Here is a 25,500-nt window from a genome sequence, read left to right as displayed (position 1 = left end):
TTTCGACCCGCCCCCAGGGGCGGGTGGGAAGGCGAGATCGCCCCTCAGCCAACCAGCGCTTCGGCAATGCCGACCCAGGCGCCCGCCGCCCAGATGAAGGCGGTGACCGACACCAGCGCCGCCACGTCCTGAAGCCAGCCGCCGGCCTCGCTGTCCACTGTCCGGTTCCACAATCCGCGCATCGCTCGCCCTCCAGATGAGTTCATGTAATGTTCTCATCCGGAGAGTTGCCTGTTTGTTCTTTCCTGTCAACTGGCCGGCGGCGGTCCAACCTCCGTTCGGAGGACATGGGCTACAGGCGTTCGGAGAGATGGGTTACAGAATCCGCGCCCCGCGCAAGCCGCGACCGGCGCAAAACACGCCGACCCACGGGCGGGCCATCGGCGCATGGATACCGGCTTGCTCCAACGGGACCGTTTTCGGCCTTCCGGCCGACCGTGCCCTAGCGGCGCTGGAGCCGGGGACCGAAGGCCGTGCGAACCGGCCGGGCCGCGGAAGGCCCCTTCGCCGAGCGCCCCGCCGGATGAAGCAGCAGCGCATATGCAAACAGCATCACCGCGACCGCAATCCAGCCCCAGGTCGCCAGACCCGCATCCGCGGGTACCAGCGGCGCCACGCGATCAACCAGGGCCGCAAAGGCGCCATGGATGTCGTCGGCGACAAGTTGTTGCGTCTCCCCCCTCAAGGATTCGCCCTCCCTCGTTATCTCCCACGCAACGATGCTAAGCCGATTTCCCGACTCGATGAAAGGGTCTTTTGCCATTGCACTGCAGCAATCGTATGCATGCCGAACCGATGGCGGCGCTACCAGGGGACGGGCTTGCCATGATGGTCGAAAAAGCCGCCGGACTGTTCCGGACCCAAGGCAGCGAGCACGGCCAGAAGGCGGGCGGCGGCGGCGGCCGGCGACTGAATGTCTCGTCCGGTGCCGGCGAAGGGCGCCGACAGGCCGGTCGCGACCGTGCCGGGATGGAGCGCGACACAAAGGGCCTCCGGGCGCTTGCGGGCCAGCTCGACGGCGGCGGTGCGCAGAAGCTGGTTCAGCGCCGCCTTCGAGGCGCGGTAGCCGTACCAGCCGCCCAGACGGTTGTCGCCGATGCTGCCGACCCGTGCCGACAGGGTGGCGAAGACCGCCCGCCCCTCGCGCGGCAGCAGCGGGAGCAGATGCTTCATCAGCAGTGCCGGTCCGATCGCATTGACCGCGAAGGCATGGGCCAGCGCGGCCGGATCGAGTTCGCGCCAGCTCTTTTCGGGCCGCCGGGTTTCGTCGTGGAGGAAGCCGGTCGCGTCGATCACCAGGCGCAATTCGCTGGCGGCGGCGATTTCGGCTGTCGCCGCCGCGATGCTCGTCTCGTCCAGCAGATCGATCGGCGGCGCCGTGTGGCGGCCGAGAGCGATGACGCGGGCAAAGGCCCCTTCGGTGCGCAGCCGATCGAGCAAGGCGGCGCCGATACCGCCGCCGGCACCGACAACAACCGCCACTGCATTCGGCGGCGGTGCGGCCGGCCGCGCGGTCATCTGCGTACCCGGCCCGCAAGCCGGCCGGCGCACCATGACAGAAACGGCCGCAGCGGAAGGAACAGACGATAGCCGGTTTCGAGCAGCCACATCGCGCCCGGCAGGCCGGCCAGACGCGCCGCCCAGCGCCAGCGCGGCAGGAGCCGCCAGATGGCGACGAAGGCCGCCGCGCCCGACAGAAGCGAGCCGTCGGCGCTACGCACATGAAAACGCGCCATGGCCTGTTCGCGCGTCAGGCCGGGACCGAGCGGGCCCGGCGCATGCGCGACATCGCGAAAGCAGAGTGCCGCCGCGCCCTCTTGCGCCGCGTAATGCGCAATCTCGGCGCGACAAAGCGGACAGGCACCGTCGAAATAGACCGTGGCCTCGGGAGCGCCCGCGCCGCTTGCGATTTTCGTTTCCGCCCGTTCCGGCATGCCTTCACCTTCCGCTTCGATCCTTGTACGGCGGGGGAACGGGCATGGACCAGTCGGTGTGCGGCGTTCAGAGGCTCTGGAAGGCGGCTGCCAGATCGGCGCCTTCATGGAGGCGGCCTTCATGGAGCAGGACGATGCGGTCCATGTGGCTCGCCAGATCGAGATTGTGGGTGGCGATCAGCGCCGCGACGCCCTGATTGCGGCAGATATCGAGCAGCTCGCCGAAGACCATGCGCGCCGTCTTCGGATCGAGATTGCCGGTCGGTTCGTCGGCCAGCAGGATGCGCGGGCGATTGGCCAGCGCGCGGGCGATGGCGACACGCTGCTGCTCGCCGCCGGAGAGCTCGGCCGGACGGTGGACGGCGCGATCAGCCAGACCCATGCGCGCCAGCAATTCGCGCGCGAAGGTTTCGGCGCGGCGGCGGGGCACGCCGGCGATCATCTGCGGCAGGACGACGTTTTCGAGCGCGGAGAATTCGGGCAGCAGATTGTGGAACTGGTAGACGAAGCCGATCTCGCCGCGACGGATCGCGGTGCGGCGCGTATCCGACAGCTGGACGGCCTCGTGGCCGCCAATCCAGACTTCGCCTTCGTCCGGCGCTTCGAGCAGGCCGGCAATGTGGAGCAGCGAGGACTTGCCGGAGCCGGACGGGCCGACCAGCGCGACGATCTCGCCGGCGAAGACATCGAGATCGGCGCCGGCGAAAATGCGCAGCACCTCCTCGCCCTGCTTGTAGGTGCGGGTGATCGAACGGAGGCTCAGAACGGCGTCACTCATAGCGCAGCGCCTCCACCGGATCGAGCGAGGCGGCACGCCAGGCGGGATAGAGCGTCGCGGCGAAGGAGAGGAAAAGCGCCATCAGCACGACGGCCGTGACTTCGCCCGGGTCGATCTCGGCCGGCATCCGGCTCAGGAAATAGACTTCGGGCGAGAAGATCTCGGTGCCGGAGAGTCGCGACAGCCATTGCCGCAGGGTTTCGATGTTGAGGCAGAAGAGCGTGCCGAGCGCAAAGCCCGCCAGCGTGCCGGCAACGCCGATGGAGGCGCCCGAGATGAAGAAGGCACGCATGACGGCGCCGCGGGTGGCACCCATGGTGCGCAGAACGGCGATGTCGCGCCCCTTGTCCTTCACCAGCATGATCAGGCCCGAGACGATGTTGAGCGACGCGACAATCAGGATCAGCGTCAGGATCAGGAACATCACGTTGCGTTCGACCTGCAGCGCGCTGAAGAAGCTCTGGTTGGTCTGCTGCCAGGTCAGAACGTCGCAGCAATTTCCGGCGGCGGCGCGAACAGCCGGCGCGACCGCGTTGACGCGGTCGGGATTGTCGATGCGGATTTCGAGCGCGCTGACGCCTTCGAAGGTGCGGAAATAGTTGCGCGCCTCATCGAGCGGCATGAAGACGAAGCTCGCGTCATATTCCGACATGCCGATCTCGAAGACGGCGACGATTTCGTAGGCAGCGACGCGCGGCGCGGTGCCGAAGGGCGTGATGGCGCCGCGGGGCGAGAGCAGCGTGATGCTGTCGCCGACGATCAGGCCCAGCGACTGGGCGAGACGCGAACCGATGACCACGCCGCCCTCGTCGAACCCGTCGAGCGAACCGGCCACAATGCTGCTCGAGACGGTCGTCAGGCCCTTCAGGTCGCGTTCGCGCATGCCGCGGACGATGGCACCGCCGGCATTCTGCGGGCTCGATACCATCACCTGGCCCTCGACCAGCGGCATGACGCTGACGACGCCCGGTATCTCGCCGATGCGGCCGGCCATGTCGTCATAGTTCATCACATGGGTGCCGACGCCGCGCACGAACATGTGGCCGTTGAGGCCGAGAATTTTCGACAGCAATTCGGTGCGGAAACCGTTCATCACCGACATCACGATGATCAGGGTCGCGACGCCGAGCAGGATGCCGGCAAAGGAGAAGCCGGCGATGACCGAAATGAAACCCTCGCGGCGGCGGGCGCGCAGATAGCGCATGGCCAGCAGCCATTCGAAGGCGCCGAAGGGGCGGCTTTTTCCGGTGGGGCTTCCTTCGCGAGGATAAGAGGCGTCAGTCATTTTCTATCCTGCCTTGTGCCCGGCTGAAGTTCAGGGCAGCACCCTTCTCTTGAACGAGGGTCGAAGTTTGCGAGCGCCAGCGCAGTAAATTTCGGGGAGGGGTCTCCGCCATCGGCGGATGACTCGCCTCCCGTTTCCCTCGCTTACCCCTCCCCAAAATTTGCGATGCAAATTTTGACCCTCCCTCAGGGGGAGGGTGGTCCAGATGGAAAGGCTTGCGGGTTACATTCAACAGTCTCGTTTCAACCTCTATCAGCTTTCACCCAGCGATCCGGGCCAATGCCGCCTCGGGCGACAGTTCGGCGCGCTCGCCGCTGGCGCGATTCTTCAACTCGACTACGCCGGATTTAAGGCCGCGCGGACCGACGACCAGCTGCCAGGGCAGGCCGATCAGGTCCATGTTCGAAAATTTGGCCCCTGCCCGTTCGTCGGTGTCGTCGTAAAGCGTGTCGATGCCCGCCATGGCGAGCTTCGCATAGAGGTCCTCGCAGGCCGCGTCGGTGTCGGCATCGCCCGATTTCAGATTGATCAGGCCGACCTTGAAAGGCGCGACCGCTTCCGGCCAGACAATGCCGTTTTCGTCGTGACTCGCCTCGATAATGGCGCCAACGAGGCGCGAGACGCCGATGCCGTAGGAGCCCATCTGGGCCGGGACTTCCTTGCCATCGGGGCCGGCGACGACGCAGCCCATGGCGGCCGAATATTTCGTGCCGAAGAAGAAGATGTGGCCGACCTCGATGCCGCGCGCCGCCAGACGCTTGTCGGCCGGCACCTCGGCCTCGAAGCGGGCGACGTCGTGCTTCTCGTCGGTCGCCGCATAGAGATCGGTGCGGGCGCGGATGACGGGCTCGAGATCGCTCTCATAGTCGATATCGTCGCCGGGGACGGCCATGTCGACCAGATCGCGGTGGCAGAAGACGGCGCTTTCGCCGGTCTCGGCCAGGATGATGAATTCATGGCTCATGTCGCCGCCGATGGGGCCGGTATCGGCGGCCATCGGGATCGCCTTCAGGCCCATGCGCTCGAAGGAGCGCAGATAGGCGACGAACATCTTGCGATAGGCGCGGCGCGCGCCCTCGACATCGATGTCGAAGGAGTAGCCGTCCTTCATCAGGAATTCGCGGCCGCGCATGACGCCGAAGCGCGGGCGGATCTCGTCGCGGAACTTCCACTGGATGTGGAAGAGGTTGCGCGGCAGGTCGCGATAGGATTTCACGGCGCCCTTGAAGATGTCGGTGATCATCTCCTCGTTGGTGGGGCCGAAAAGCATGTCGCGCTCGTGACGGTCCCTGATGCGCAGCATTTCGGGGCCATAGGCGTCGTAGCGACCCGACTGGCGCCAGAGATCGGCCGATTGCAGGGTCGGCATCAGGAGTTCGATGGCGCCGGCGCGCGCCTGCTCGTCGCGGACGATCGCCTCGATCCTGCGCAGAACGGCCAGCCCGAGCGGGAGCCAGGCATAGATGCCGGCCGCCGTCTGGCGGACCATGCCGGCGCGCAGCATCAGCCGGTGCGAGGGAATTTGCGCCTCGGCGGGGTTTTCCTTCAGGGTGGGCAGAAAATATCTTGAAAGGCGCATGATCACCTGACCGCGGGGCACCAGCCTTGCGGCGGCCGCCGAGGCTTCGGATTGGCCCAAGTTTTAGGGGGTTGCGACCGGATTCGCAATGTCCGCCGCGGCCGCCGAACGGCGGGCCACCAGGCCCTCCAGATAAGCCTTCACATCGATCTCGGGGCCCTCGACGACGCCCCGACCGGTGCGCGGGCCCCAGGGGCCGCGCTCCAGATCGTCGATGGTGTAGCCCATATCGACGTCATAGGTGCGGTCGATCTGGTTGCGCAGGAAACGCTGGGCCTCGTACCAGCGGGTCTTCAAGACGCTGTCGTTGCAGGTGGCGAGTTCCTCACCGCTGGCGCCCCAGCGGCGCTCGATGCATTGATAGGGATCGAAGGAGAGGTCGTAGAGACGGCCGACGATGTCGTCGACGGTCAGCGTGACGGTGCGGCCGGCGGAGTTTTTATAGTCGATGCGGCAAAGCCCGTTCTGCTCGTGCCAGGCCGCCAGCAGATCGCCCGGCAGGTCGTCGCCCTCGTAGTGGAGGCGCGGCGCATCGACCAGGTCCATCCTGATGAAATCGACGACCAGATCGTACATCTCCTTGAAGGCGGTCTTCAGGCGCGCGTCGCGCGAGGGCGTCGAATAGAGTTCCCAGACGCCATGCGTGCCATAGATGTTGTCCGGCAGGCGATGGGGCGGATCCTGGTTCTGAATGCCGCGGGCGGTTGAAATCTCGATCGCGTGCTTGCGGGCGCGAAGGTCGAAGCAGATCGACTGCATCATGCCGCGCAGTTCGACGACCGGATGGTATTCGAGTTCGCCGATCGACATGCGTGCGCGCAGATAGGTGTAGAAGTCCATGCTCTCGCCGTTCCAGACCCATTGCGCGGTGCCCCAGGCATAGGGATTGACGGGCGGATTGCCGGCATATTGTTCGAGCGAGAAATCCTCCAGATCGGCATTCATCACCGGCACGATGCGGCCGCCGACCAGCGCGCCGTTGGCCGCGCGCTTCGCACCGACCACCTCGATCGGGCGGAACTTCTGGAAGATCGAGCCGAGTTGCGGGCCGGTGCGCAGGAATTCCTTGCCCAGAAAGGTGCGGCTCAGCGAATGATCGGGATGGGAGGAAAAGATCAGGATGCGGCCGCCGGATTCGACGCGCCAGACCAGCGAGGCATGACCGTTGACGTCATAGGCGATGGTGCCGGGACGGATCGCGGCGCGGTCGAGGCGCGGCGAATAGGTGTCGGTGAACATGACCGGATCGTCGATGGTCGCGTCGCGGCGGAACATCGCGGTCGAGACGAAGTTGACGATGTTGTGCAGGATCGGCACGGCGCGGACGCCCGATGCCGTGCGCGGCACGGAATCGCGCGCGACAATGGTGTTGCCCTCAAGCGAATAGCGAATATCCGTTCCCGGACCATCATCCGCGCGCATGGCCGACTGCCAGGCGAAAGGCAGGCCGTTCTTCCAGGCGAAATAGGCGCGCAGGACATAGGGCATGTCGGCGCAATCGGCATAGAACTTCGTGCGGGGATCGGTGTGACGGTAGGGATTGGCCGGGCTTTTCAGGCACGCGTCGAGGGTCCAGCAATCGGCCGCACCGAGGCCGGCGACGAAATCCTCCCAGGCCTTTTCGTCGGCCGCGTCCCAGCGCTCCTTGGTGATGCGCCAGAGACCGTCGCCCGCCGCAGCCGCCGGCGCGGCCGCCAGCAGGACCAGCGCGGCGAAACCGACGCACAAAGACAGAATGCCGGATATCCGGCGCCGGAAACGCATGATGCCACCCACCCTTCGAGGCGCCAAGCCTGTGGGCGGGGGACGCCGGTGTCAACAAGAGCCGGATCGTGACAGCGTCATTTCACCGACTTGTGATGCAATCTTGCACAGGCTTCGGCGACGGCATGGTCGGCGCCGGCGACGTCGTGGCCGTCGATGGTCATGCGGCCGGTCGCCATGTCGATGCGGACGCGCGCAACCGCCATCTGCGTTGTCGACGCGAAGGCGGGATTGAGGGCCGCGACCGGGTCGAGCGTGATGTCGAATTCGTAAACGGGGCGCTGGCCATAGCGATGGCCGCCATCGAGATCGGCGGGCGCGACCGCGCTGCCGTCGACGGCGACGCCCGGCACATAGTCGGCGCCGCCCGGCAGATAGGCGGCAATGGCGGCGCAGTCGGCGGCCGAGACATATTCGATGTCGGCGCCGGCCAGTTCCCCGGCCAAGGCCGGGAGCGCCAGCAGAAAGACCGCGCCCGCGATGATGACCTGTTTTCTCATACTTCCATCCTGCCCGGCTTCGCCTTAAAGGAGTGTTGCGGGGATTTGCCGCCGACACAAATGGGGATCGGCAACGGTACCAAAAACCAACATGGAGAGGGGTGGCACCGCCGCGACCCCGCCCCGAAATTTGCGATGCAAATTTCGACCCTCCCCTTGGGGGAGGGTGAGAAAAAAGGGGAGCAGATATGGTTTTCGAGCGCGTGTTCAATCTCAGCGCCAACGGGACGAATGTCCGTACCGAGATTCTTGCCGGCGGCACGACCTATCTGACCATGGCCTATATCATCTTTGTCAATCCGACGATCCTGGCGGCGGCGGGGATGGATTTCGGCGCGGTGTTCGTCGCCACCTGTCTGGCGGCGGCGACGGGCTCGGCGATCATGGGGCTCTATGCCAATTATCCGGTGGCGCTGGCGCCCGGCATGGGGCTCAACGCCTATTTCGCCTTCACGGTGGTGCCGGCCTTTGGCGGCGACTGGCAACTGGCGCTGGGCGGGGTTTTCCTGTCCGGCGTTCTGTTCTTCCTGCTGTCGCTTTCGCCGCTGCGCGAACGCATGGTCAATGCGATCCCGCTTTCGCTGAAATATGGCATCGGTGCCGGCATCGGGCTGTTCCTGGCGCTGATCGGCCTCAAGAATGCCGGGATCGTGGTTGCCGATCCGGTGACACTGGTGACGCTGGGCGATGTCGGCGCGCCAGGGGCGCTGATGGCGGCGGGCGGCTTCATGGCGCTGGTGGCGATGCAGGCGCGGCGCGTGCCCGGCGCGATCATGCTGACGGTGATCGGCGTGACGGCGGTTGCGATCGTGGCGGGGTTTCAATCCTTCACCGGCGTCGCGGCGCTGCCGCCCTCGCCGCTGCCGACGCTGCTGCAGATGGATATTGCCGGCGCGCTGCAGATCGGGTTCGTCAGCATCATTTTCGTCTTCCTGCTGGTCGATCTCCTCGACACGACGGGCACGCTGGTCAGCGTGGCGCAGCGGGCCGGACTGCTGGACGCCGAAGGCCGGCTGCCGCGCATCCGCAAGGCGATGCTCGCCGATTCGACCGCGACGATGATCGGCGCCGCGCTCGGCACCTCGACGACCACCAGCTATATCGAGAGCGCGGCCGGCGTCGATGCCGGCGGGCGGACCGGGCTTGTGGCCGTCACCGTGGCGGTGCTGTTCGTCGCCAGCCTTGTGCTGGCGCCGCTGGCCGCGGCTGTGCCGCCTTATGCGACGGCGCCGGCGCTGCTGCTCATCGCCTGCCTGATGGCGCGCAGCCTGGCCGATATCGACTGGCCGGATGTCAGCGAGGCGGCCCCGGCCGTCGTGACGGCGGTCGGCATTCCGCTGACCTTCTCGATCGCCGACGGGATCGGGCTCGGTCTCGTCACCTTCGTCGCGGTCAAGCTGCTGGCCGGGCGGCCCGGCGCGATCCACCCGGCCGTCGCGCTGCTCGCCGCCGCCTTCACGGTCAAGCTGGCGCTGCAATGAACGCGCTTCCGGCGCCCGGTTTTCGACCGGAAATTACCGACGGCGCGACTCGGATTTACGGAAATTGCGCGGCGGAACAAAACCTGCGTGACACGTCGCCGCAGGGTCGGTATAGTCCCCACACAAAAGAGGGAAAGCGCAGCAAGCGCGGCCCAGGTTTAGGGAGGAAACGCTGACTTTGCCCGCCGGAAACGGGCGGCAGAGGCGCGACAAGAGGGAACACTACGACAAGCAAGGCCGCGCGAGCGACCTTGCTTTTTTTTGCGCTCTGTCCGCTCCGCGGACGGGGGGCAAGACTTCAGTAGCGGTCGCCGAAAGACGGCATGAAGGGAATGCTGTCGAAGGAGAGCGGCTGGGCGATGATCAGCCAGGCAATCAAGGCCCAGACCAGCGCCGCCAGGACGGTGGTGACGATCACCTTGCGCAGCAGCAGCGGCGCGGCCGGCGCGCCGGGCTCGACGCCCGGCGACAGTTCGGACGACGTCTGCGGCCGGACGCCCCAGGGCAGAACCGCAAAGAGCACGGTCCACCAGACGACGAAATAGATCGCGAGGCCGGCCGTCCAGGTCATTCAATGTCTCCCGCGGCTCACGCCTGTTCGAGTTCGACCAGCGTGCCGTTGAGGTCCTTGGGGTGCAGGAAGACCACCGGCTTGCCATGGGCGCCGATGCGCGGCTTGCCGGTGCCGGTGATGGTGACACCTTCGGCGTTCATCTTCTCGCAGGCCGCGTCGATGTCCTCGACCTCGATGCAGATGTGATGGATGCCGCCCTTGGGGTTCTTCGCCAGGAAGCCGGCGATCGGCGAATTCTCACCCAGCGGCTCCAGCAATTCGATCTTGGTGTTGCCGAGATCGACGAAGACGGTGGTGACGCCGTGATCGGGCTGCGGCACCGCGTCGGAAACCTTCGCATTGAACTTCGTGCGATAGGTCTCGGCGGCGGCATGGATATCCGGAACGGCGATGGCGACGTGGTTGAGAGGGCCAAGCATCGGTTTTTCCTCGGGCTTCGGGTTCTGATCGTTCCTGTTTAGGCCGGTTTCGGCGACGGAGCAAGGCAGGCTCAGATGCGGGTCACGACGACCGCCACCTGGGGTTTCTTGCCCCATTCGCGGCGCAGCGCCCCGCGCACGGCGCGGCGCAGGAATTCCGCAACGGCATCGTCGTCGTCGCGGCGCTTCGCCGGCAGGCGGTCCAGCGCCTCGTCGATGGCATCGAGGGCGCGGTCCTCGAAGTCGAGGCCGGTGCCGTCGGTTTCGGGCAGGCCCATCAGCCGGACCTGCGGGTCGCCGCGGACCTGACCCTTGCCGTCGAGCACGATGCTGACGAAAACCGAGCCTGCGAAGGCGAGGCGGCGGCGCTCCTGCACCGCGCCTTCGTCGGACGCGGTCAGCACCTCGCCGTCGAGATAGAGCCGGCCCGACGGCGCCTCGTCGACGATTTCGGCCGGGCCGGGCGCCAGACGGACCATCAGACCGTTGCGGATGACGACCTGCTGCGGCACCTGCAGTTCGCGCGCCAGCGCCGCATGTTCGGCCAGGTGGCGGGCCTCGCCATGAACGGGGATGGCGATTTCGGGCCTGATCCACTGATACATGCGCGCCAGCTCGTCGCGGCAGGGATGGCCCGAGACATGAACGAAGTGATCCTTCTCGGTGATCACGCGGACGCCGCGCAACGCCAGCGTGTTCTGCAGATCGAAAATCGAGATCTCGTTGCCGGGGATGACGCGCGAAGAAAAGATCACGCTGTCGCCCTGTTCCAGCACGATGTTGGGATGGCTGTCCTCGGCGATGCGGGCCAGCGCGGCGCGCGGCTCGCCCTGGCTGCCGGTGCAGATGAAGAGCACCTTGTCGCGCGGCAGATAGCCGGCATCGTGTTCGGTCAGGAAGGGCGGCAGGTCGTTGAGGTAGCCGGCATCGCGCGCGGCGGCGACGACACGAAACATGGCGCGGCCGACCAGCACGGCATGACGGTCGCAGGCGGCGGCCGCGCGCGCGATGCTTTCGAGGCGAGCGACGTTGGAGGCGAAGGTGGTGACGGCCACCCGGCCCTCGAGCGGCCGGATCAGTTCGATCAGGCTCGTCGCGACATCGGCCTCGGACCCCGAACTGCCGGGCGAGAAGACGTTGGTCGAGTCGCAGACGATGGCGCGGACGCCCTCGTCGCCGATCTCGGTCAGACGTGCGATATCGATGTCGTCGCCAAGCACCGGATCCGGGTCGATCTTCCAGTCGCCAGTATGCATGACGAGGCCGAGCGGGGTGCGAATGGCCAGGGCATTCGGTTCAAGGATCGAATGGGTCAGCGTCACCAGTTCGATGTCAAAGGGCCCGAGATCAAAACGATGGCCGAGCGGAATGATGTGCATCGGCACTTCGCTCTCGATGCCGGCCTCGATCAGCTTGCCGCGCACCATGGTAGCGGTGAAGGGCGTCGCATAAACCGGGCAGCGCAGGCGCGGCCAGAGATGCGCAACGGCGCCGATGTGGTCTTCATGCGCATGGGTCAGCACAATGCCCAGCAGTTCGTCACGGCGTTCCTCAATGAAGGCAGGGTCCGGCATGATCAGATCGATGCCGGGCGTGCGCTCGTCGCCGAAGGTGACGCCGAGATCGACCATGATCCACTGGCGGTCATTCTCCGGCCCATAGCCGTAGAGATTGAGGTTCATGCCGATCTCGCCCGAGCCGCCAAGCGGCAGGAAGACAAGTTCGTCGGCGGTGCGGGAAGCGGCGGAAGATTTGTTCATAGGACTAAACTAGTGCGGCGCGGGGGCAAAGAACACATCGCCGGCCGAAACTTGACGGAGACTTCCATCCACCAGCCGCAACTGCAGTGCGCCGTCGGGCGCAAGACCCTCGAATACCCCCTCGAAGGTCTCCTGTGCGAGGCGGACCGTGAGGCGCTCACCGAGGCCAGCAGCACGGTCCAGCCACGCTTCGCGAATGGCGGCAAATCCCTGAACGCCGCGCCAGACGCCGAGCCAATGCTCGAAGGCAGCCATCAGCGCCGCCAAGGCATCGTCCGGGGCCGGCGGCGGGGCCCCGATGGCGGGGAATGAAGTCGCCGGAAATTCGACGCCTTCGGGATGTCCCGCCAGATTGATGCCCATGCCGATAGCAAGCCAGGCGACCTCGGCACCAGCAATGCCGGACGACTCGAGCAGGATGCCTGCCAGCTTGCGTCCGCCATGCAGAAGGTCATTCGGCCATTTCAGACGGAGTCCGGCGCGGGCCGGCGGCGGCAGCAACGACGCGACCGCGTCGGCGACGGCGACGGCCGCAACAAAGGACAGCTCACCGGCCTGTCGCGGGCCGCAGCGCGGGCGCAGGTAGAGCGTGCCCATGAAGTTGCCGGGTGGCGACACCCAGCTTCGACCGCGCCGGCCGCGGCCGGCGGTCTGCCGCTCGGCCACGATCCATATGGGACCCTCGGCGGCCGCATCGCCGAGCCGGCGCGCCTCTTCATTGGTGCTGTCGATCTCGACGAAACGGCGAACCGCGACACCGTGAGGAAGCGCACTCATCGCCGCCTACGGCAGCAACGCGCCGACCGCGACCTGCGACGCGACGATGAGCGGTGCCGGATAGACGAAGAAGAACAGCGTGAAGACGCTGGAGATGCCGAGAACGGTCGACAGCTCGGCCGGCATGGGGAGCGCAAAGGCCTCGGCAGGTTCGTCGAAATACATGATCTTGACGATACGCAGATAGTAATAGGCCCCGACGACGCTCGAGAGAACGCCGATGACTGCCAATGCGTAGAGCCCCGACTGTACGGCGGCCATGAAGACATAGAACTTGCCGAAGAACCCGGCGAGCGGCGGGATGCCTGCCAGAGAGAACATCAACATGGCGAGAAGGAAGGCGACCATCGGCTGATTGCGCGACAGACCCGCCAGATCGCCGATCGTCTCGACATAGCCTTCGTCGCGGCGCATGGCGAGAATGCAGCAGAACACACCGGCATTCATGATCACATAAATGACCAGATAGATCAGCACGCCGCGCACGCCTTCCGGACTGCCGGCAGCGAGGCCGACCAGCGCAAATCCCATATGAGAAATCGAACTGTAGGCCATCAGGCGCTTGATGTTGGTCTGGCCGATCGCTGCAAAGGCACCGAGTACCATCGAGGCAATGGCTATGAAGACAATGATCTGCTGCCATTCGGCCATCATTGACGGGAATGCACCGAACAGGATGTTCAAGATCAACGCCATGGCCGCCACTTTGGGTGCGCCCGCGAAGAAGGCGGTCACGGGCGTCGGGGCCCCTTCATAGACGTCCGGCGTCCACATATGGAAGGGAACCGCCGATATCTTGAATGCAAGCCCCGCCAGCACGAAGACAATGCCGAAGATCACGCCGATATTGGGACCGTCGGCCGCCAGCACACCGGCAATCGCATCGAAGTCGACGCTGCCGGTAAAGCCGTAGATCAGAGAGGAACCGTAAAGCAGCATGCCGGAGGCAAGTGCGCCGAGGACGAAATATTTCAGGCCGGCTTCCGATGCCCGGCCGCTGTCACGATTGAAGGCCGCGACGACATAGAGCGCAAGGCTCTGCAACTCGAGGCCCATGTAGAGGGCAATCAGACCATTGGCCGAAACCATCATGAACATGCCGAGCGTCGCCAGCATGATCAGAACAGGGAATTCGAAACGGTCCATGCCCTCACGACGGATATAAGTAAGGGACATCACCAGAGCGGCTGCTGCCGCCAGCAGGATCAGCAACTTCATGAATCGCGTGAAGCCATCGACCACGAACATGCCGCCAAAGGTCTGAACGGCGACGCCCGGTTCCACAATCAGCAGCGCAGCGACCAGCAGAAAAATTCCGAGAGCTCCGAAGCTTGCCTCGCGGGCCGTGCAATTCTTGCGAAAGGCCCCATACATCAGCAATGCCATGGCCCCGATCGCCATAACGATTTCGGGCAATGCCGGCAGGAGCGCGGGGATAGCGGTTGTGTTTTCCATTTTCCCGTTCTCCTATCGGCCCGTGAGGAGTGCGGTGAGATGTGTCATCGCCCCTCCCCCCTCGGCCAACCGATGTGCCTCAACGGCCGCATTGTAGTTCGACACCAGATTTTCGACCGATACCGCCGTTACATTCATGATCGGCGCCGGATAGATCCCGAAAAACAGCGTGGCGGCGAGAAGCGGCGCAAGTGTCGCGACCTCGCGGCGGTTGAGATCTGCAATCGCCTTCAACGATTCCTTTTCCAGCACACCGAACACGATCCGCCGATACAGATAGAGCGCATAGCCTGCGGCCAGAATGACGCCGGTGGCCGCAATCGCACCAACCCATGTACTGACCTTGAAGGCGCCGATGATCGTCAGGAACTCACCGACGAAGCCGCTGGTGCCCGGCAGACCAACATTGGCCATCGTGAAGACCATGAATGCCAGCGCGTAGAGCGGCATACGATTGACGAGACCGCCATAGGCCGCAATCTCACGCGTGTGCATGCGATCATAAATGACGCCAACGCAAAGGAAGAGCGCGCCGGAGATCCAGCCGTGGCTCAGCATCTGGAAGATGCCGCCCTGCACGCCCTGCTGATTGGCCGCGAAGATCCCCATGGTCACGAAGCCCATATGGGCCACGGACGAATAGGCAATCAGCTTCTTCATGTCTTCCTGAACCAGCGCAACCAGCGACGTGTAGACGATGGCGATCAGACTGAGGCCGAAGACCAGCCAGGCGAGGTCGGCCGAAGCAACCGGGAACATCGGGAGCGAGAAACGCAGGAAACCGTAGCCGCCCATCTTCAGAAGGATGCCAGCCAGGATCACCGAACCAGCCGTCGGCGCTTCGACATGCGCATCCGGCAACCAGGTGTGTACCGGCCACATGGGCATCTTGACCGCAAAGGAGGCAAAGAAAGCAAGCCAGAGCCAGAACTGCATGCTGGCTGGGAAATCATGTGCCAACAGCACCGGGATGCTGGTCGTGCCGGCATGCCAGTACATCGCCATGATGGCGAGCAGCATCAGTACCGATCCCGCCAGCGTGTAAAGGAAGAACTTGAAACTCGCATAGATGCGGCGCTTGCCACCCCAGACACCGATGATCAGGAACATCGGGATCAGGCCGCCCTCGAAGAAGAGATAGAACAGCACCAGATCAAGCGCGCAGAACACGCCGATCATCAGCGTTTCCAGCACCAGGAAGGCGATCATGTATTCCTTGACGCGCGTGTCGATCGACGTCCAGCTCGCCAGGATACATGCCGGCATCAGGAAGGCTGTCAGGATAACAAAGAGCATCGAAATGCCGTCGACGCCCATATGATAGTCGATGGCACCGCCCAACCATTCCGACTTCTGCACAAACTGGAAGTCGGATGTGGTCGGATCAAATTGCGCCCAGATATAGAGGGACAGAACGAATGTAACGGCCGTGGTCCAGAGCGCCACATAGCGGGCGTTGCGCGCCACGACGGCCTCGTCACCACGCACGGTCAAGATGATCAGCGCACCGACCAGCGGGAGAAACGTAACCAGCGAGAGAATGTAGCCGTCGGCCATTACCGTGCCCCCCCGAGCATGAACCAGGTGACCAGGCCGGCAACGCCAAGCAGCATGGCAAAGGCATAGTGATAGAGATAGCCGCTCTGCAGGCGGACAACGCCCCGCGTGATGTCGAGCACCCGCGCCGAGATACCGTCCGGTCCCCAACCGTCGATAATGCGACCGTCACCCTGCTTCCAGAGAACGCGGCCGACCCAGAAGGCCGGACGGACAAACAGGAAGTCGTAGATCTCGTCGAAATACCATTTGTTGAGAAGGAAGTTGTAGATCGGTTCATGCGTGCGCGCCAGCTGCTTCGGGATGTCGGGACGCGCGATATAGAAGAGCCAGGCGGTCGCGAAGCCGATGATCATCATCAGCGTCGGCACAAAGGGCACCCAATCGGGCACTTCATGCATGGCGTGGATGATGTGGTTCTCGGCGCCACGGTAGATCGCCTCAAGCCAGAAAGCCTCATAGGCATGGCCGATGAAGAGCGGCGCAAACAGGAACCCGGCGCCGAGCGCACCCGCCGCCAGAATGAACAGCGGCACCAGCATGACGAGCGGCGACTCGTGCACATGTGACAGCGTTTCGTTGGAAGCGCGCGATTCACCATGGAACGTCATGAAGACAAGACGCCAAGAGTAGAAGGAAGTCAGGAGCGCCGCCGCCACGGTGAGCGCGAAGGCGTACATGTGCGCGGCGTTGTGCCCGGCGAAGGCTGCTTCGATGACGGCATCCTTGGAATAGTAACCGGCCGTGAAGGGGAAGCCCGTCAGCGCCAGCGTTCCAATCACCATCATCAGCCATGTGACCGGTATCATGCGATAGAGGCCACCCATCTTGCGCATGTCCTGTTCGTCGCTCATCGCATGGATGACGGAGCCGGAACCAAGGAACAGCAGCGCCTTGAAGAAGGCATGGGTGAAGAGGTGGAACATGGCCACCTCGTAGGCCCCTACACCGACGGCAACAAACATGTAGCCGAGCTGCGAGCAGGTCGAATAGGCAATGACGCGCTTGATGTCGTTCTGAACAAGACCGACGGTAGCGGCAAAGAATGCTGTTGTCGCGCCGATGACCGTCACGACGGTCAGCGCATAGGGCGAGAATTCGAAGATCGGCGACATCCGGGCCAGCAGGAAGACACCGGCCGTGACCATGGTTGCCGCGTGAATCAGCGCCGAGACGGGCGTCGGCCCTTCCATCGCATCCGGCAGCCATGTGTGCAGGAAGAACTGTGCTGACTTGCCCATGGCGCCCATGAACAGCAACAGGCAGGCCGTGGTGACCACCGGCACGTCATAGCCAAGGAATGAGAACGTCTCATCTGCCATTTCCGGTATGGCCTTGAACACCGTATCGAAATCGACCGAGCCGATGGTCAGGAACAGCGTGGCAATACCGAGGATCAAGCCAAAGTCGCCGACACGGTTGACCACAAAGGCCTTGATGGCCGCGGCGTTGGCACTGGGCCGCTGATACCAGAAGCCGATCAGCAGGTAGGACGCGAGGCCCACACCTTCCCAGCCGAAAAAGAGCTGCACGAAGTTGTCTGCCGTCACCAGCATCAACATCGCGAAGGTAAACAGCGAAAGATATGCAAAGAAACGCGGCTGATGCGGATCGTGGCTCATGTAGCCAATCGAATAGATGTGCACGAGCGCCGAGACGGATGTCACGACAACAAGCATTACCGCCGTCAATGTGTCGATACGCAGCCGCCAATCCGCCTCGAAGGCGCCGGAACTGATGAAACTCAGAACCTGAACGGTGGTCGTTTCGCCACGCAGGCCGACAGCGACCAGCGCAACCACCGACAGAAGCGCCGAAATGACCAGCAAGCTGGATGTGACGACCTGTGCGCCGCGCGGACCGAGCCAGCGACCAAAGATGCCGGCGATCAGAAAGCCAATAAGCGGCAGGAAGACGATGGCAGAATACATTCTTCCTTACCCCTTCATCACGTTGATGTCCTCAACCGCGATTGAGCCGCGGTTGCGGAAATAGACGACAAGGATGGCCAGGCCGATCGCCGCCTCGGCCGCCGCAACAGTCAAGACGAAGAGCGCGAAAACCTGACCGACCAGATCGCCGAGATAGGCGGAAAATGCGACCAGGTTGATATTGACGGCGAGCAACATCAACTCGATCGACATCAGAATGACGATGACATTCTTCCGATTGAGGAAAATGCCTAAAATGCCGAGCGTGAAAAGGATCGCCGCCACAGTCAGATAATGCTCGAGGCCGATTGCCATTCTCTATCTCCCGCCCCTTGCGCAAAGTGCGCCGGGACCAGTCCCCTCATTCGTTGCGCCGTTCAGAGCCCCTGACCGGGTTCGACCTTCTTCAATTCCACTGCCTGTTCACGCGTTCGCGCGACCTGATCGGCAATGACCTGCCGCTTTACATTCGGCTTGTGACGCAGCGTCAGCACAATGGCACCGATCATCGCCACCAGAAGAATCAGGCCAGCGGCCTGAAACAGGTAGGCATATTGCGTATAGATGAGCTGACCCAACGCCCGCGTGTTGTGCACATCCGAGATGGCGGGCGCCGGCGCCGCTGCAACGCCCGCGGCTTCGGGCGAAATGATCCAGGCGCCAAGCACCAGCATCAGCTCAATCAGCAAGATCAGGCCAACCAGCGCGCCCACCGGCAGATACTGCAGAAATCCTTCGCGCAGTTCCAAGAAATCGATGTCGAGCATCATGACGACAAAGAGAAAGAGGACCGCCACTGCGCCGACATAGACAATGACAAGGATCAAGGCCAGAAACTCTGCACCCAACAATACAAACAGCGCTGCTGAATTGAAGAAGGCAAGAATCAGAAACAACACCGAGTGAACGGGATTGCGCGAAGCGATCACCATGAATCCCGCGGCAACGGTTATCGCCGCGAAAAAATAGAATGCAATGGCGGTGGCAATCATATGGACCCCTCGTCCCCTCGACGATCTTCGTTCAACGATAGGGCGCGTCGAGCGCGATGTTGGTCGCGATCTCGCGTTCCCAACGGTCGCCGTTCGCCAGCAGCCGTTCCTTGTCGTACATCAATTCCTCGCGGGTTTCGGTCGCAAACTCGAAATTCGGCCCCTCGACGATCGCATCGACCGGGCACGCTTCCTGGCACAGACCGCAATAGATGCACTTCGTCATGTCGATGTCGTAGCGCGTGGTCCGGCGCGTACCGTCATTGCGGCGCGGACCGGCCTCGATGGTGATGGCAAGCGCAGGACAAACCGCTTCGCAGAGCTTGCAAGCAATGCACCGCTCCTCACCGTTGGGGTAGCGACGCAATGCATGTTCGCCCCGAAAGCGCGGGCTGAGCGGTCCCTTTTCGAAGGGATAGTTGAGAGTCACTTTCGGCTTGAAGAAATAGCGCATCGCCAGCGCGAAGCTCGAAACAAACTCCATGAGAAAGAGCGATCGCGCCGACCGGCCCAGCCAGGTCATTTTCTCGGTCCTTTCCGAATACGTCATCGTGTTCTCCCTCAACGCTGCGGCACGATGTCAAAGCCGACCAGAACGCCAGCCGTCAGGACTACCCAGAAAAGCGAGAACGGCAGGAAGACCTTCCACCCCAAGCGCATCAACTGGTCATAGCGGTAGCGCGGCACAAATGCTTTCACCATCGCAAACATGAAGAAGACCAGGAGAACCTTCAGCAGGAACCAGACAATACCAGGCACCCAGTTGAACGGCGCAATGTCGAAAGGCGGCAGCCAACCGCCGAGAAACAGGATCGTCGTCATGGCGCACATCAGCAGGATCGAGACATACTCACCGAGCATGAACATCATGTAGGTGGTCGAGGAATACTCGACCATGAATCCTGCCACGAGTTCCGATTCAGCCTCGACCAGATCGAATGGGGGGCGATTGGTTTCCGCCAGCGCCGAAATGAAGAAGATCGCAAACATCGGAAGGTGCGGAATGAAATACCAGACGGTCTTCTGCGCCTCGACAATCTCGGTGAGGTTCAATGTGCCGGCCGTCAGCAGGACGCAGACAATGACAAAGCCGATCGAGACTTCATAAGAAACCATCTGCGCCGCCGCGCGCAGCGCCGACAGGAACGGGTACTTCGAATTCGATGCCCAGCCCGCCATGATAACGCCGTACACTCCAAGCGAGGAGATCGCGAAGATGTAGAGCACACCGACATTGATGTTGGAGAGAACGACGCCTGCGTCGAACGGAATCACGGCCCAGGCGGCAAGCGCCAGCGTCACCGTCACCAGCGGCGCCAACAGGAAAACGCCCTTGTTCGCGCCGGCCGGAATGACGACTTCCTTGAACACGAATTTCAGCAGGTCGGCGAAGGATTGCAGCAGACCGAAGGCGCCGACGACATTGGGACCACGGCGCAGCTGCACAGCCGCCCAGATCTTGCGGTCCGCCAACAGCACATAGGCCGTGACCAGCAGGATCGCGACAATGAGCGCCAGCGATTGACCGACAATGATGGCGAGGGGAATGCCGTAAGTCGTCAGAAACTCGGTCATGCCATCCTCACTCCGCCGCCTGGACGCGCGCGCCCAGATGTTCTGCCGAACAGCGCGCCATCACCGCGCTCGCGCGAGCAATCGGGTTTGTCAGATAGAAATCCTTCACCGGCGTTTCGAACGGCGCGGCATCGATCTCGCCAACCGGGAGATCGGGCAGCGCGCCCGCGGGTGCTGCGATGTCGATGTCGGCAAAATGCGGCGCATCCGAAATCATCGCGGCCTGAAGCGCGGCAAGGTTGTCGTAGGGAAGCGTATGGTCCAGCACCGCCGACAGGGCACGGAGGATGGCCCAGTCCTCGCGAGCGGCACCCGGCGGAAAGACGGCGCGCCGGCCCCGCTGCACGCGGCCTTCGGTGTTGACCCAAGTTGCGTTCTTTTCGGTATAGGCGGCACCCGGCAGAATCACATCCGCCCTGTGTGCACCAGCATCGCCATGCGTTCCCTGATAGACAACGAATGCCGAACCCAGGCGTCCCATATCGAGTTCATCGGCGGCGAGGAGATGTACAAACTCGATTTCGCCATTCGAGGCGCCTTCGAGAATTGCTTCGACATCGCGCCCGCCCTCCCCCGGCACCAGGCCAAGGTCCAGGCCGGCGACGCGGGCCGCCGCCGTGTGGAGAACGTTGAACCCATTCCAGTCGTCGCGGACCGCGCCGACCGATTTCGCCAATGCAATGGCCGATGCCAGCACCGCCTTGCCGTCCTTGCGTGCCAGTGCCCCCTGTCCAACCACGATCATCGGGTTGGATGCGTTCTTCAGAACATCAGCAAATGCGCCGAGGTCCTTCAGCGATTGCGGGCCTGCGCCAAGATAGTCGTAGCTGTAGGACAGATCGGACCGCGGTCCGATGACGCCGACCTTGAGACCACCCATGCGGGCACGCTTGAGAATGCGCGCGTTGAGGATCGGCGCCTCCCTTCGCGGATCGGTTCCGATCAGCAGGATTGCATCGGCCGTTTCGATACCCGCGACGGTCGTGTTGAACAGGTAGGCGGCGCGCGTCGACGCGTCGATCCTGGCGCCATCCTGCCGGCAATCGATATTCGCGGAACCGAGCGCCGCGTAAAGATCCTTCAGCGCCTTCATGGATTCGGCACAGGCCAGATCACCGGCAATGGCCGCCACGCGTTCGCCGCTCAGGCCTTTCAGACGCGTAGCGATCGCGGCAAAGGCCTCATCCCAAGTGGCGGCGCGCAGTTTGCCGTTCTCACGAACATAGGGTGTGTCGAGACGCTGCGTCCTGAGCCCGTCCCAGACAAAGCGCGTCTTGTCGGAAATCCACTCTTCGTTCACCTCCTCGTTGAGGCGAGGCAGAATGCGCATCACTTCCCGTCCGCGGGCATCGATGCGCACATTCGAGCCGACAGCGTCCATCACATCAATCGACTCTGTCTTGCGAAGTTCCCATGGCCGCGCGGTATAGGCGAAGGGATGAAAAGTCAGTGCGCCAACCGGGCAGAGATCGACAACATTCGCGGAAAGCTCCGATGTCAAAGCGTGCTCGAGATAGGTCGTGATCTCCATGTCCTCGCCGCGTCCGATGGCGCCGAGTTCCGGCACCCCGGCAACTTCCTGAGAAAAGCGGATGCAACGGGTGCAGTGGATACAACGGGTCATCACCGTCTTGACCAGTGGTCCCATATACTTGTCTTCGACGGCCCGCTTGTTCTCGTGGAACCGCGACCCGTCGACACCGTAGGCCATTGACTGATCCTGCAGATCGCACTCGCCGCCCTGATCGCAGATCGGGCAATCGAGCGGGTGATTGATCAGCAGGAATTCCATCACACCCTCGCGGGCGCGCTTGACCTGTTCGGTCCGGGTGTGCACGACCATGCCATCGGCTGCCGGCATGGCGCAGGAAGCCACCGGCTTCGGCGATTTCTCGACCTCGACGAGACACATGCGGCAATTGCCGGCAATCGAGAGCCGCTCATGATAACAGAAGCGCGGAATTTCCGCGCCAGCGTCCTCGCAAGCCTGCAACAGCGTGGCGCCGTTCTCGACCTCGACCTCGATGCCATCGACGATAAGTTTCGGCATGCCCCTACTCCGCCGCCTGCGCTACGCCGCGTTTCGACGCAATACGCTCTTCGATCGTGCCCCGGAAATGGCGGATCAGCCCCTGAACCGGCCAGGCGGCCGCGTCGCCAAGCGCACAAATGGTGTGACCCTCAACGCGCTTCGACACGTCAAGCAGCATGTCGATCTCCTCGACGGCCGCCTCGCCCGTGACCAGGCGTTCCATCACGCGCCACATCCAGCCCGTGCCCTCGCGACAGGGCGTGCACTGGCCGCAGCTCTCATGCTTGTAGAACGCCGAAAGCCGGGCGATCGCCTTGATGACATCGGTCGACTTGTCCATGACGATGACAGCCGCCGTGCCGAGGCCCGTCTGCACGGCCTTCAAGGAGTCGAAGTCCATCAGCACGTCGTCGCAGACCGACTTCGGAATGAGCGGGACCGACGAACCCCCGGGGATCACGGCCAGCAGATTGTCCCAACCACCGCGCACACCACCTGCGTGCTTTTCAAGAAGCTCGCGCAACGGGATACCCATTTCCTCTTCGACGTTGCACGGATTGTTCACATGGCCCGAAATGCAGAACAGCTTCGTGCCCGTGTTGTTCGGACGCCCGAGACCGGCAAACCAGGTGGCGCCGCGACGCAAGATCGTCGGCGCGACGGCAATCGACTCGACATTGTTGACCGTGGTCGGCGCGCCATAAAGTCCGACATTGGCCGGGAAAGGCGGCTTCAGGCGCGGCATGCCTTTCTTGCCTTCCAGGCTTTCGAGCAGCGCCGTTTCCTCACCGCAGATATAGGCACCGGCACCATGGTGAACGTAGATGTCGAAGTCCCAGCCGGACCCCGCCGCGTTCTTGCCGACCAGGCCCGCCTCATAGGCCTCGTCGATGGCGGCCTGAAGCTGCTCGCGTTCGCGGATGAATTCACCACGGACATAGACGTAACAGACATGCGCGCCCATCGCGAAGCTAGCGATCAGGCAACCTTCGATCAGCTTCTGGGGATCGTGACGCAGGATGTCCCGGTCCTTGCAGGTGCCGGGCTCGGACTCGTCGGCATTGACGACCAGGTAGTGCGGGCGGCCGTCGGATTCCTTCGGCATGAAGGACCATTTGAGGCCGGTCGGAAAACCAGCGCCGCCGCGACCGCGCAGGCCCGACTTCTTCATTTCGTCGAGAATCCAGTCGCGGCCCTTCGCGATGATTCCGGCCGTGCCGTCCCAGTCGCCGCGCGCCCGCGCGCCGGCGAGCCGCCAGTCCTGATGGCCGTAGAGATTGGTGAAAATCCGATCCTTGTCTTCCAGCATCATTCGCTCCCGCCCGACCGTGCGTCGACCGATGTCAGGCTGGTCAGCTTGCCCAGAGGCTCGGAAGAATGTCGTGCGCTTTGGGGGCCGGGCTTCACATCCTTCCCGTCACGCAGATCCGCAAGAATTCTTTCGAGCGTTGCCGGATCAAGGTCCTCGTAGAAGTCGGCATTGATCTGAACCATCGGCGCATTGACGCAGGCACCGAGACACTCGACCTCGAGCCAGGAGAGCTTGCCGTCGGCGCTGACCTGCCCTTCCGGACCGATATGCTTGCGGCAGACTTCTTTCAGTTCATCTGCACCGCGCAGCCAGCAGGGCGTCGTGCCGCAGAGCTGCACATAGTGCTCACCGACCGGGGAAAGATTGAACATTGTATAGAATGTCGCCACTTCCAGCGCGCGGATGTAGTCCATGCCGAGCAGATCGGCGACATAGCGGATTGCCGGCTCCGGCAGCCAGCCCCCATGCTGCATCTGGGCCCGCCAGAACAACGGGATGATGGCCGATGCCTGCTTGCCTTCCGGAAACTTCGCAATCTGCTTCTTTGCCCATTCGACATTCTCGGGCGTGAACGCGAAGCTTTCCGGCTGGTTGGGGTCTAGTCTGCGAACGCTCACCGATCCACCTCTCCAAACACGATATCGATGGAGCCGAGAATGGCGGCGACATCCGCCAGCATATGGCCCTTGCACAGATGATCCATGGCCTGAAGATGGGCATAGCCCGGCGCGCGGATCTTGCACTTGTAGGGTTTGTTGCCACCGTCCGAAACGAGATAGACGCCGAATTCGCCCTTCGGCGCCTCGACGGCCGCATAGACCTCGCCTTCGGGCACACGATAGCCCTCGGTATAAAGCTTGAAGTGATGGATCAGCGCCTCCATCGATCGCTTCATGTCGGCGCGGGAGGGCGGAACGACCTTGCCATCTTCGGCGTGGACCGGTCCACCCGGCATCATCTCGATGCATTGCTTCATGATGCGCAGCGACTGACGCATTTCTTCCATCCGGATCAGGTAGCGATCATAGCAATCGCCGTTCTTGCCGACCGGAATGTCGAAATCGAGCTCCGAATAGACTTCGTAGGGCTGCGAACGGCGCAGATCCCAGGCCATGCCGGAGCCGCGCACCATGACACCCGAAAAGCCCCAGGCCAGCGCATCTTCCTGCGAGACAACGCCGATGTCGACGTTGCGCTGCTTGAAGATTCTGTTGTCGGTCAGCAGCCCTTCGAGGTCGTCCAGGACCTGGGCACAGGGATCGCAGAAGTTGTAGATATCCTCGAGAAGTTGCGGTGGCAGGTCGCGATGCACGCCGCCGACGCGGAAGTAGTTGGCGTGCAACCGGGCACCCGATGCGCGCTCGTAGAAAATCATCAGCTTTTCGCGCTCTTCAAAGCCCCAGAGCGGCGGCGTCAGCGCGCCGACGTCCATGGCTTGCGTCGTCACATTGAGCATATGCGCAAGGATACGGCCGATCTCCGAATAGAGAACGCGAATGAACTGTCCGCGCCGCGGAACTTCAAGCGCCAGAAGCTTTTCGGCCGCAAGCACGAAAGCGTGCTCCTGATTCATCGGCGCGACGTAATCAAGACGGTCGAAATAGGGCGTCGCCTGCAGGTAGGTCTTGTACTCGATCAGCTTCTCGGTACCGCGATGCAGCAGGCCGATATGCGGATCGACACGCTCGACCACTTCGCCATCGAGTTCCAGCACCAGACGCAGCACACCATGCGCGGCCGGGTGCTGCGGACCGAAATTCAGGTGGTAGTTGCGGAGTTCCTGTTCGGCCACGAT

At 63.2% G+C, this 25,500-nt stretch carries 25 protein-coding genes; 1 reads left to right on the top strand and 24 read right to left on the bottom strand.

Annotated elements, in window-relative coordinates:
- Positions 1-44: 44 nt before the first annotated feature.
- The 9 genes from AAC071_RS00405 to AAC071_RS00365 form a co-directional block, all read right to left on the bottom strand.
- On the bottom strand, positions 45-182 hold the full coding sequence (locus AAC071_RS00405) for a hypothetical protein (RefSeq protein ID WP_339828636.1): 138 nt from the start codon (positions 180-182) through the stop codon (positions 45-47).
- A gap of 260 nt (positions 183-442) precedes the next feature.
- Positions 443-685, bottom strand: coding sequence for a hypothetical protein (locus AAC071_RS00400; RefSeq protein ID WP_339828634.1), 243 nt, complete (start codon positions 683-685; stop codon positions 443-445).
- A 119-nt stretch (positions 686-804) separates the two neighbouring features.
- Positions 805-1,518, bottom strand: coding sequence for an SDR family NAD(P)-dependent oxidoreductase (locus tag AAC071_RS00395; protein ID WP_339828632.1), 714 nt, complete (start codon positions 1,516-1,518; stop codon positions 805-807).
- Positions 1,515-1,934, bottom strand: a complete 420-nt coding sequence (locus AAC071_RS00390) for a DUF393 domain-containing protein (RefSeq protein ID WP_339828629.1) — start codon at positions 1,932-1,934, stop codon at positions 1,515-1,517. The genes AAC071_RS00395 and AAC071_RS00390 overlap by 4 nt, the downstream gene beginning before the upstream one ends.
- A 67-nt stretch (positions 1,935-2,001) precedes the next feature.
- Positions 2,002-2,712 carry an ABC transporter ATP-binding protein gene (locus tag AAC071_RS00385; protein WP_339828628.1) on the bottom strand — a complete coding sequence of 237 codons (711 nt, stop codon included), beginning with the start codon at positions 2,710-2,712 and terminating at the stop codon, positions 2,002-2,004.
- Positions 2,705-3,997 carry a lipoprotein-releasing ABC transporter permease subunit gene (locus AAC071_RS00380; protein ID WP_339828625.1) on the bottom strand — a complete coding sequence of 431 codons (1,293 nt, stop codon included), beginning with the start codon at positions 3,995-3,997 and terminating at the stop codon, positions 2,705-2,707. Before AAC071_RS00380 ends, AAC071_RS00385 begins: the two co-directional genes overlap by 8 nt.
- 259 nt (positions 3,998-4,256) lie before the next feature.
- A complete protein-coding gene (gene proS / locus AAC071_RS00375; RefSeq protein ID WP_339828623.1) occupies positions 4,257-5,576 on the bottom strand; it encodes a proline--tRNA ligase in 1,320 nt (439 codons plus the stop codon).
- 63 nt (positions 5,577-5,639) lie between these two features.
- Positions 5,640-7,340 (bottom strand): hypothetical protein, encoded by a 1,701-nt coding sequence (locus AAC071_RS00370; protein WP_339828621.1) that lies wholly within the window; start codon positions 7,338-7,340, stop codon positions 5,640-5,642.
- Between the two features lie 77 nt (positions 7,341-7,417).
- The gene (locus AAC071_RS00365; RefSeq protein WP_339828619.1) at positions 7,418-7,840 is read right to left on the bottom strand and encodes a hypothetical protein; all 423 of its coding nucleotides are present in this window, start codon (positions 7,838-7,840) and stop codon (positions 7,418-7,420) included.
- Between the two features lie 188 nt (positions 7,841-8,028).
- Here AAC071_RS00365 and AAC071_RS00360 point away from each other — a divergent pair, with 188 nt between their 5' ends.
- Entirely contained in the window at positions 8,029-9,321 is a 1,293-nt protein-coding gene (locus AAC071_RS00360; RefSeq protein ID WP_339828616.1) for an NCS2 family permease, read from the top strand.
- 298 nt (positions 9,322-9,619) lie between these two features.
- On the opposite strand, the gene AAC071_RS00355 is transcribed toward AAC071_RS00360, so the two are convergent.
- The 15 genes from AAC071_RS00355 to AAC071_RS00285 all read right to left on the bottom strand — a co-directional run bounded on the left by AAC071_RS00355 (position 9,620) and on the right by AAC071_RS00285 (position 25,497).
- Positions 9,620-9,892 (bottom strand): DUF1467 family protein, encoded by a 273-nt coding sequence (locus AAC071_RS00355; protein ID WP_339828614.1) that lies wholly within the window; start codon positions 9,890-9,892, stop codon positions 9,620-9,622.
- A 17-nt stretch (positions 9,893-9,909) separates the two neighbouring features.
- Positions 9,910-10,314 (bottom strand): methylmalonyl-CoA epimerase, encoded by a 405-nt coding sequence (gene mce / locus AAC071_RS00350; RefSeq protein ID WP_339828612.1) that lies wholly within the window; start codon positions 10,312-10,314, stop codon positions 9,910-9,912.
- Positions 10,315-10,385: 71 nt separating this feature from the next.
- A complete protein-coding gene (locus tag AAC071_RS00345) occupies positions 10,386-12,074 on the bottom strand; it encodes a ribonuclease J (protein WP_339828610.1) in 1,689 nt (562 codons plus the stop codon).
- Between the two features lie 9 nt (positions 12,075-12,083).
- Positions 12,084-12,851, bottom strand: a complete 768-nt coding sequence (locus AAC071_RS00340) for a biotin--[acetyl-CoA-carboxylase] ligase (protein WP_339828607.1) — start codon at positions 12,849-12,851, stop codon at positions 12,084-12,086.
- A 6-nt stretch (positions 12,852-12,857) separates the two neighbouring features.
- A complete protein-coding gene (nuoN, locus tag AAC071_RS00335) occupies positions 12,858-14,306 on the bottom strand; it encodes an NADH-quinone oxidoreductase subunit NuoN (protein ID WP_339828604.1) in 1,449 nt (482 codons plus the stop codon).
- Between the two features lie 12 nt (positions 14,307-14,318).
- Positions 14,319-15,863 (bottom strand): NADH-quinone oxidoreductase subunit M, encoded by a 1,545-nt coding sequence (locus AAC071_RS00330; RefSeq protein ID WP_339828602.1) that lies wholly within the window; start codon positions 15,861-15,863, stop codon positions 14,319-14,321.
- A complete protein-coding gene (gene nuoL, locus AAC071_RS00325) occupies positions 15,863-17,794 on the bottom strand; it encodes an NADH-quinone oxidoreductase subunit L (RefSeq protein ID WP_339828601.1) in 1,932 nt (643 codons plus the stop codon). The genes AAC071_RS00330 and nuoL overlap by 1 nt, the downstream gene beginning before the upstream one ends.
- Before the next feature lie 6 nt (positions 17,795-17,800).
- Positions 17,801-18,109, bottom strand: coding sequence for an NADH-quinone oxidoreductase subunit NuoK (gene nuoK, locus AAC071_RS00320; protein ID WP_339828599.1), 309 nt, complete (start codon positions 18,107-18,109; stop codon positions 17,801-17,803).
- Between the two features lie 62 nt (positions 18,110-18,171).
- A complete protein-coding gene (locus tag AAC071_RS00315) occupies positions 18,172-18,786 on the bottom strand; it encodes an NADH-quinone oxidoreductase subunit J (RefSeq protein WP_339828596.1) in 615 nt (204 codons plus the stop codon).
- A 31-nt stretch (positions 18,787-18,817) separates the two neighbouring features.
- Entirely contained in the window at positions 18,818-19,309 is a 492-nt protein-coding gene (gene nuoI / locus AAC071_RS00310) for an NADH-quinone oxidoreductase subunit NuoI (RefSeq protein WP_339829237.1), read from the bottom strand.
- 38 nt (positions 19,310-19,347) lie between these two features.
- Positions 19,348-20,361 carry an NADH-quinone oxidoreductase subunit NuoH gene (gene nuoH, locus AAC071_RS00305; RefSeq protein WP_339828593.1) on the bottom strand — a complete coding sequence of 338 codons (1,014 nt, stop codon included), beginning with the start codon at positions 20,359-20,361 and terminating at the stop codon, positions 19,348-19,350.
- Between the two features lie 7 nt (positions 20,362-20,368).
- Positions 20,369-22,411 (bottom strand): NADH-quinone oxidoreductase subunit NuoG, encoded by a 2,043-nt coding sequence (gene nuoG, locus AAC071_RS00300; protein WP_339828591.1) that lies wholly within the window; start codon positions 22,409-22,411, stop codon positions 20,369-20,371.
- Positions 22,412-22,415: 4 nt separating this feature from the next.
- A complete protein-coding gene (gene nuoF / locus AAC071_RS00295) occupies positions 22,416-23,702 on the bottom strand; it encodes an NADH-quinone oxidoreductase subunit NuoF (protein WP_339828589.1) in 1,287 nt (428 codons plus the stop codon).
- Complete coding sequence (gene nuoE, locus AAC071_RS00290) at positions 23,702-24,322, bottom strand: NADH-quinone oxidoreductase subunit NuoE (protein WP_339828586.1); 621 nt, start codon at positions 24,320-24,322, stop codon at positions 23,702-23,704. The genes nuoF and nuoE overlap by 1 nt, the downstream gene beginning before the upstream one ends.
- Entirely contained in the window at positions 24,319-25,497 is a 1,179-nt protein-coding gene (locus tag AAC071_RS00285) for an NADH-quinone oxidoreductase subunit D (protein ID WP_339828584.1), read from the bottom strand. The genes nuoE and AAC071_RS00285 overlap by 4 nt, the downstream gene beginning before the upstream one ends.
- Between the last annotated feature and the right edge of the window lie 3 nt (positions 25,498-25,500).

The organism is uncultured Parvibaculum sp. (genome assembly GCF_963975745.1).
In the GTDB taxonomy this organism is placed as follows: domain Bacteria; phylum Pseudomonadota; class Alphaproteobacteria; order Parvibaculales; family Parvibaculaceae; genus Parvibaculum.
The sequence above is the reverse complement of the archived record's forward strand: the minus strand, read 5'-3'. Positions and strand labels throughout refer to the sequence as shown.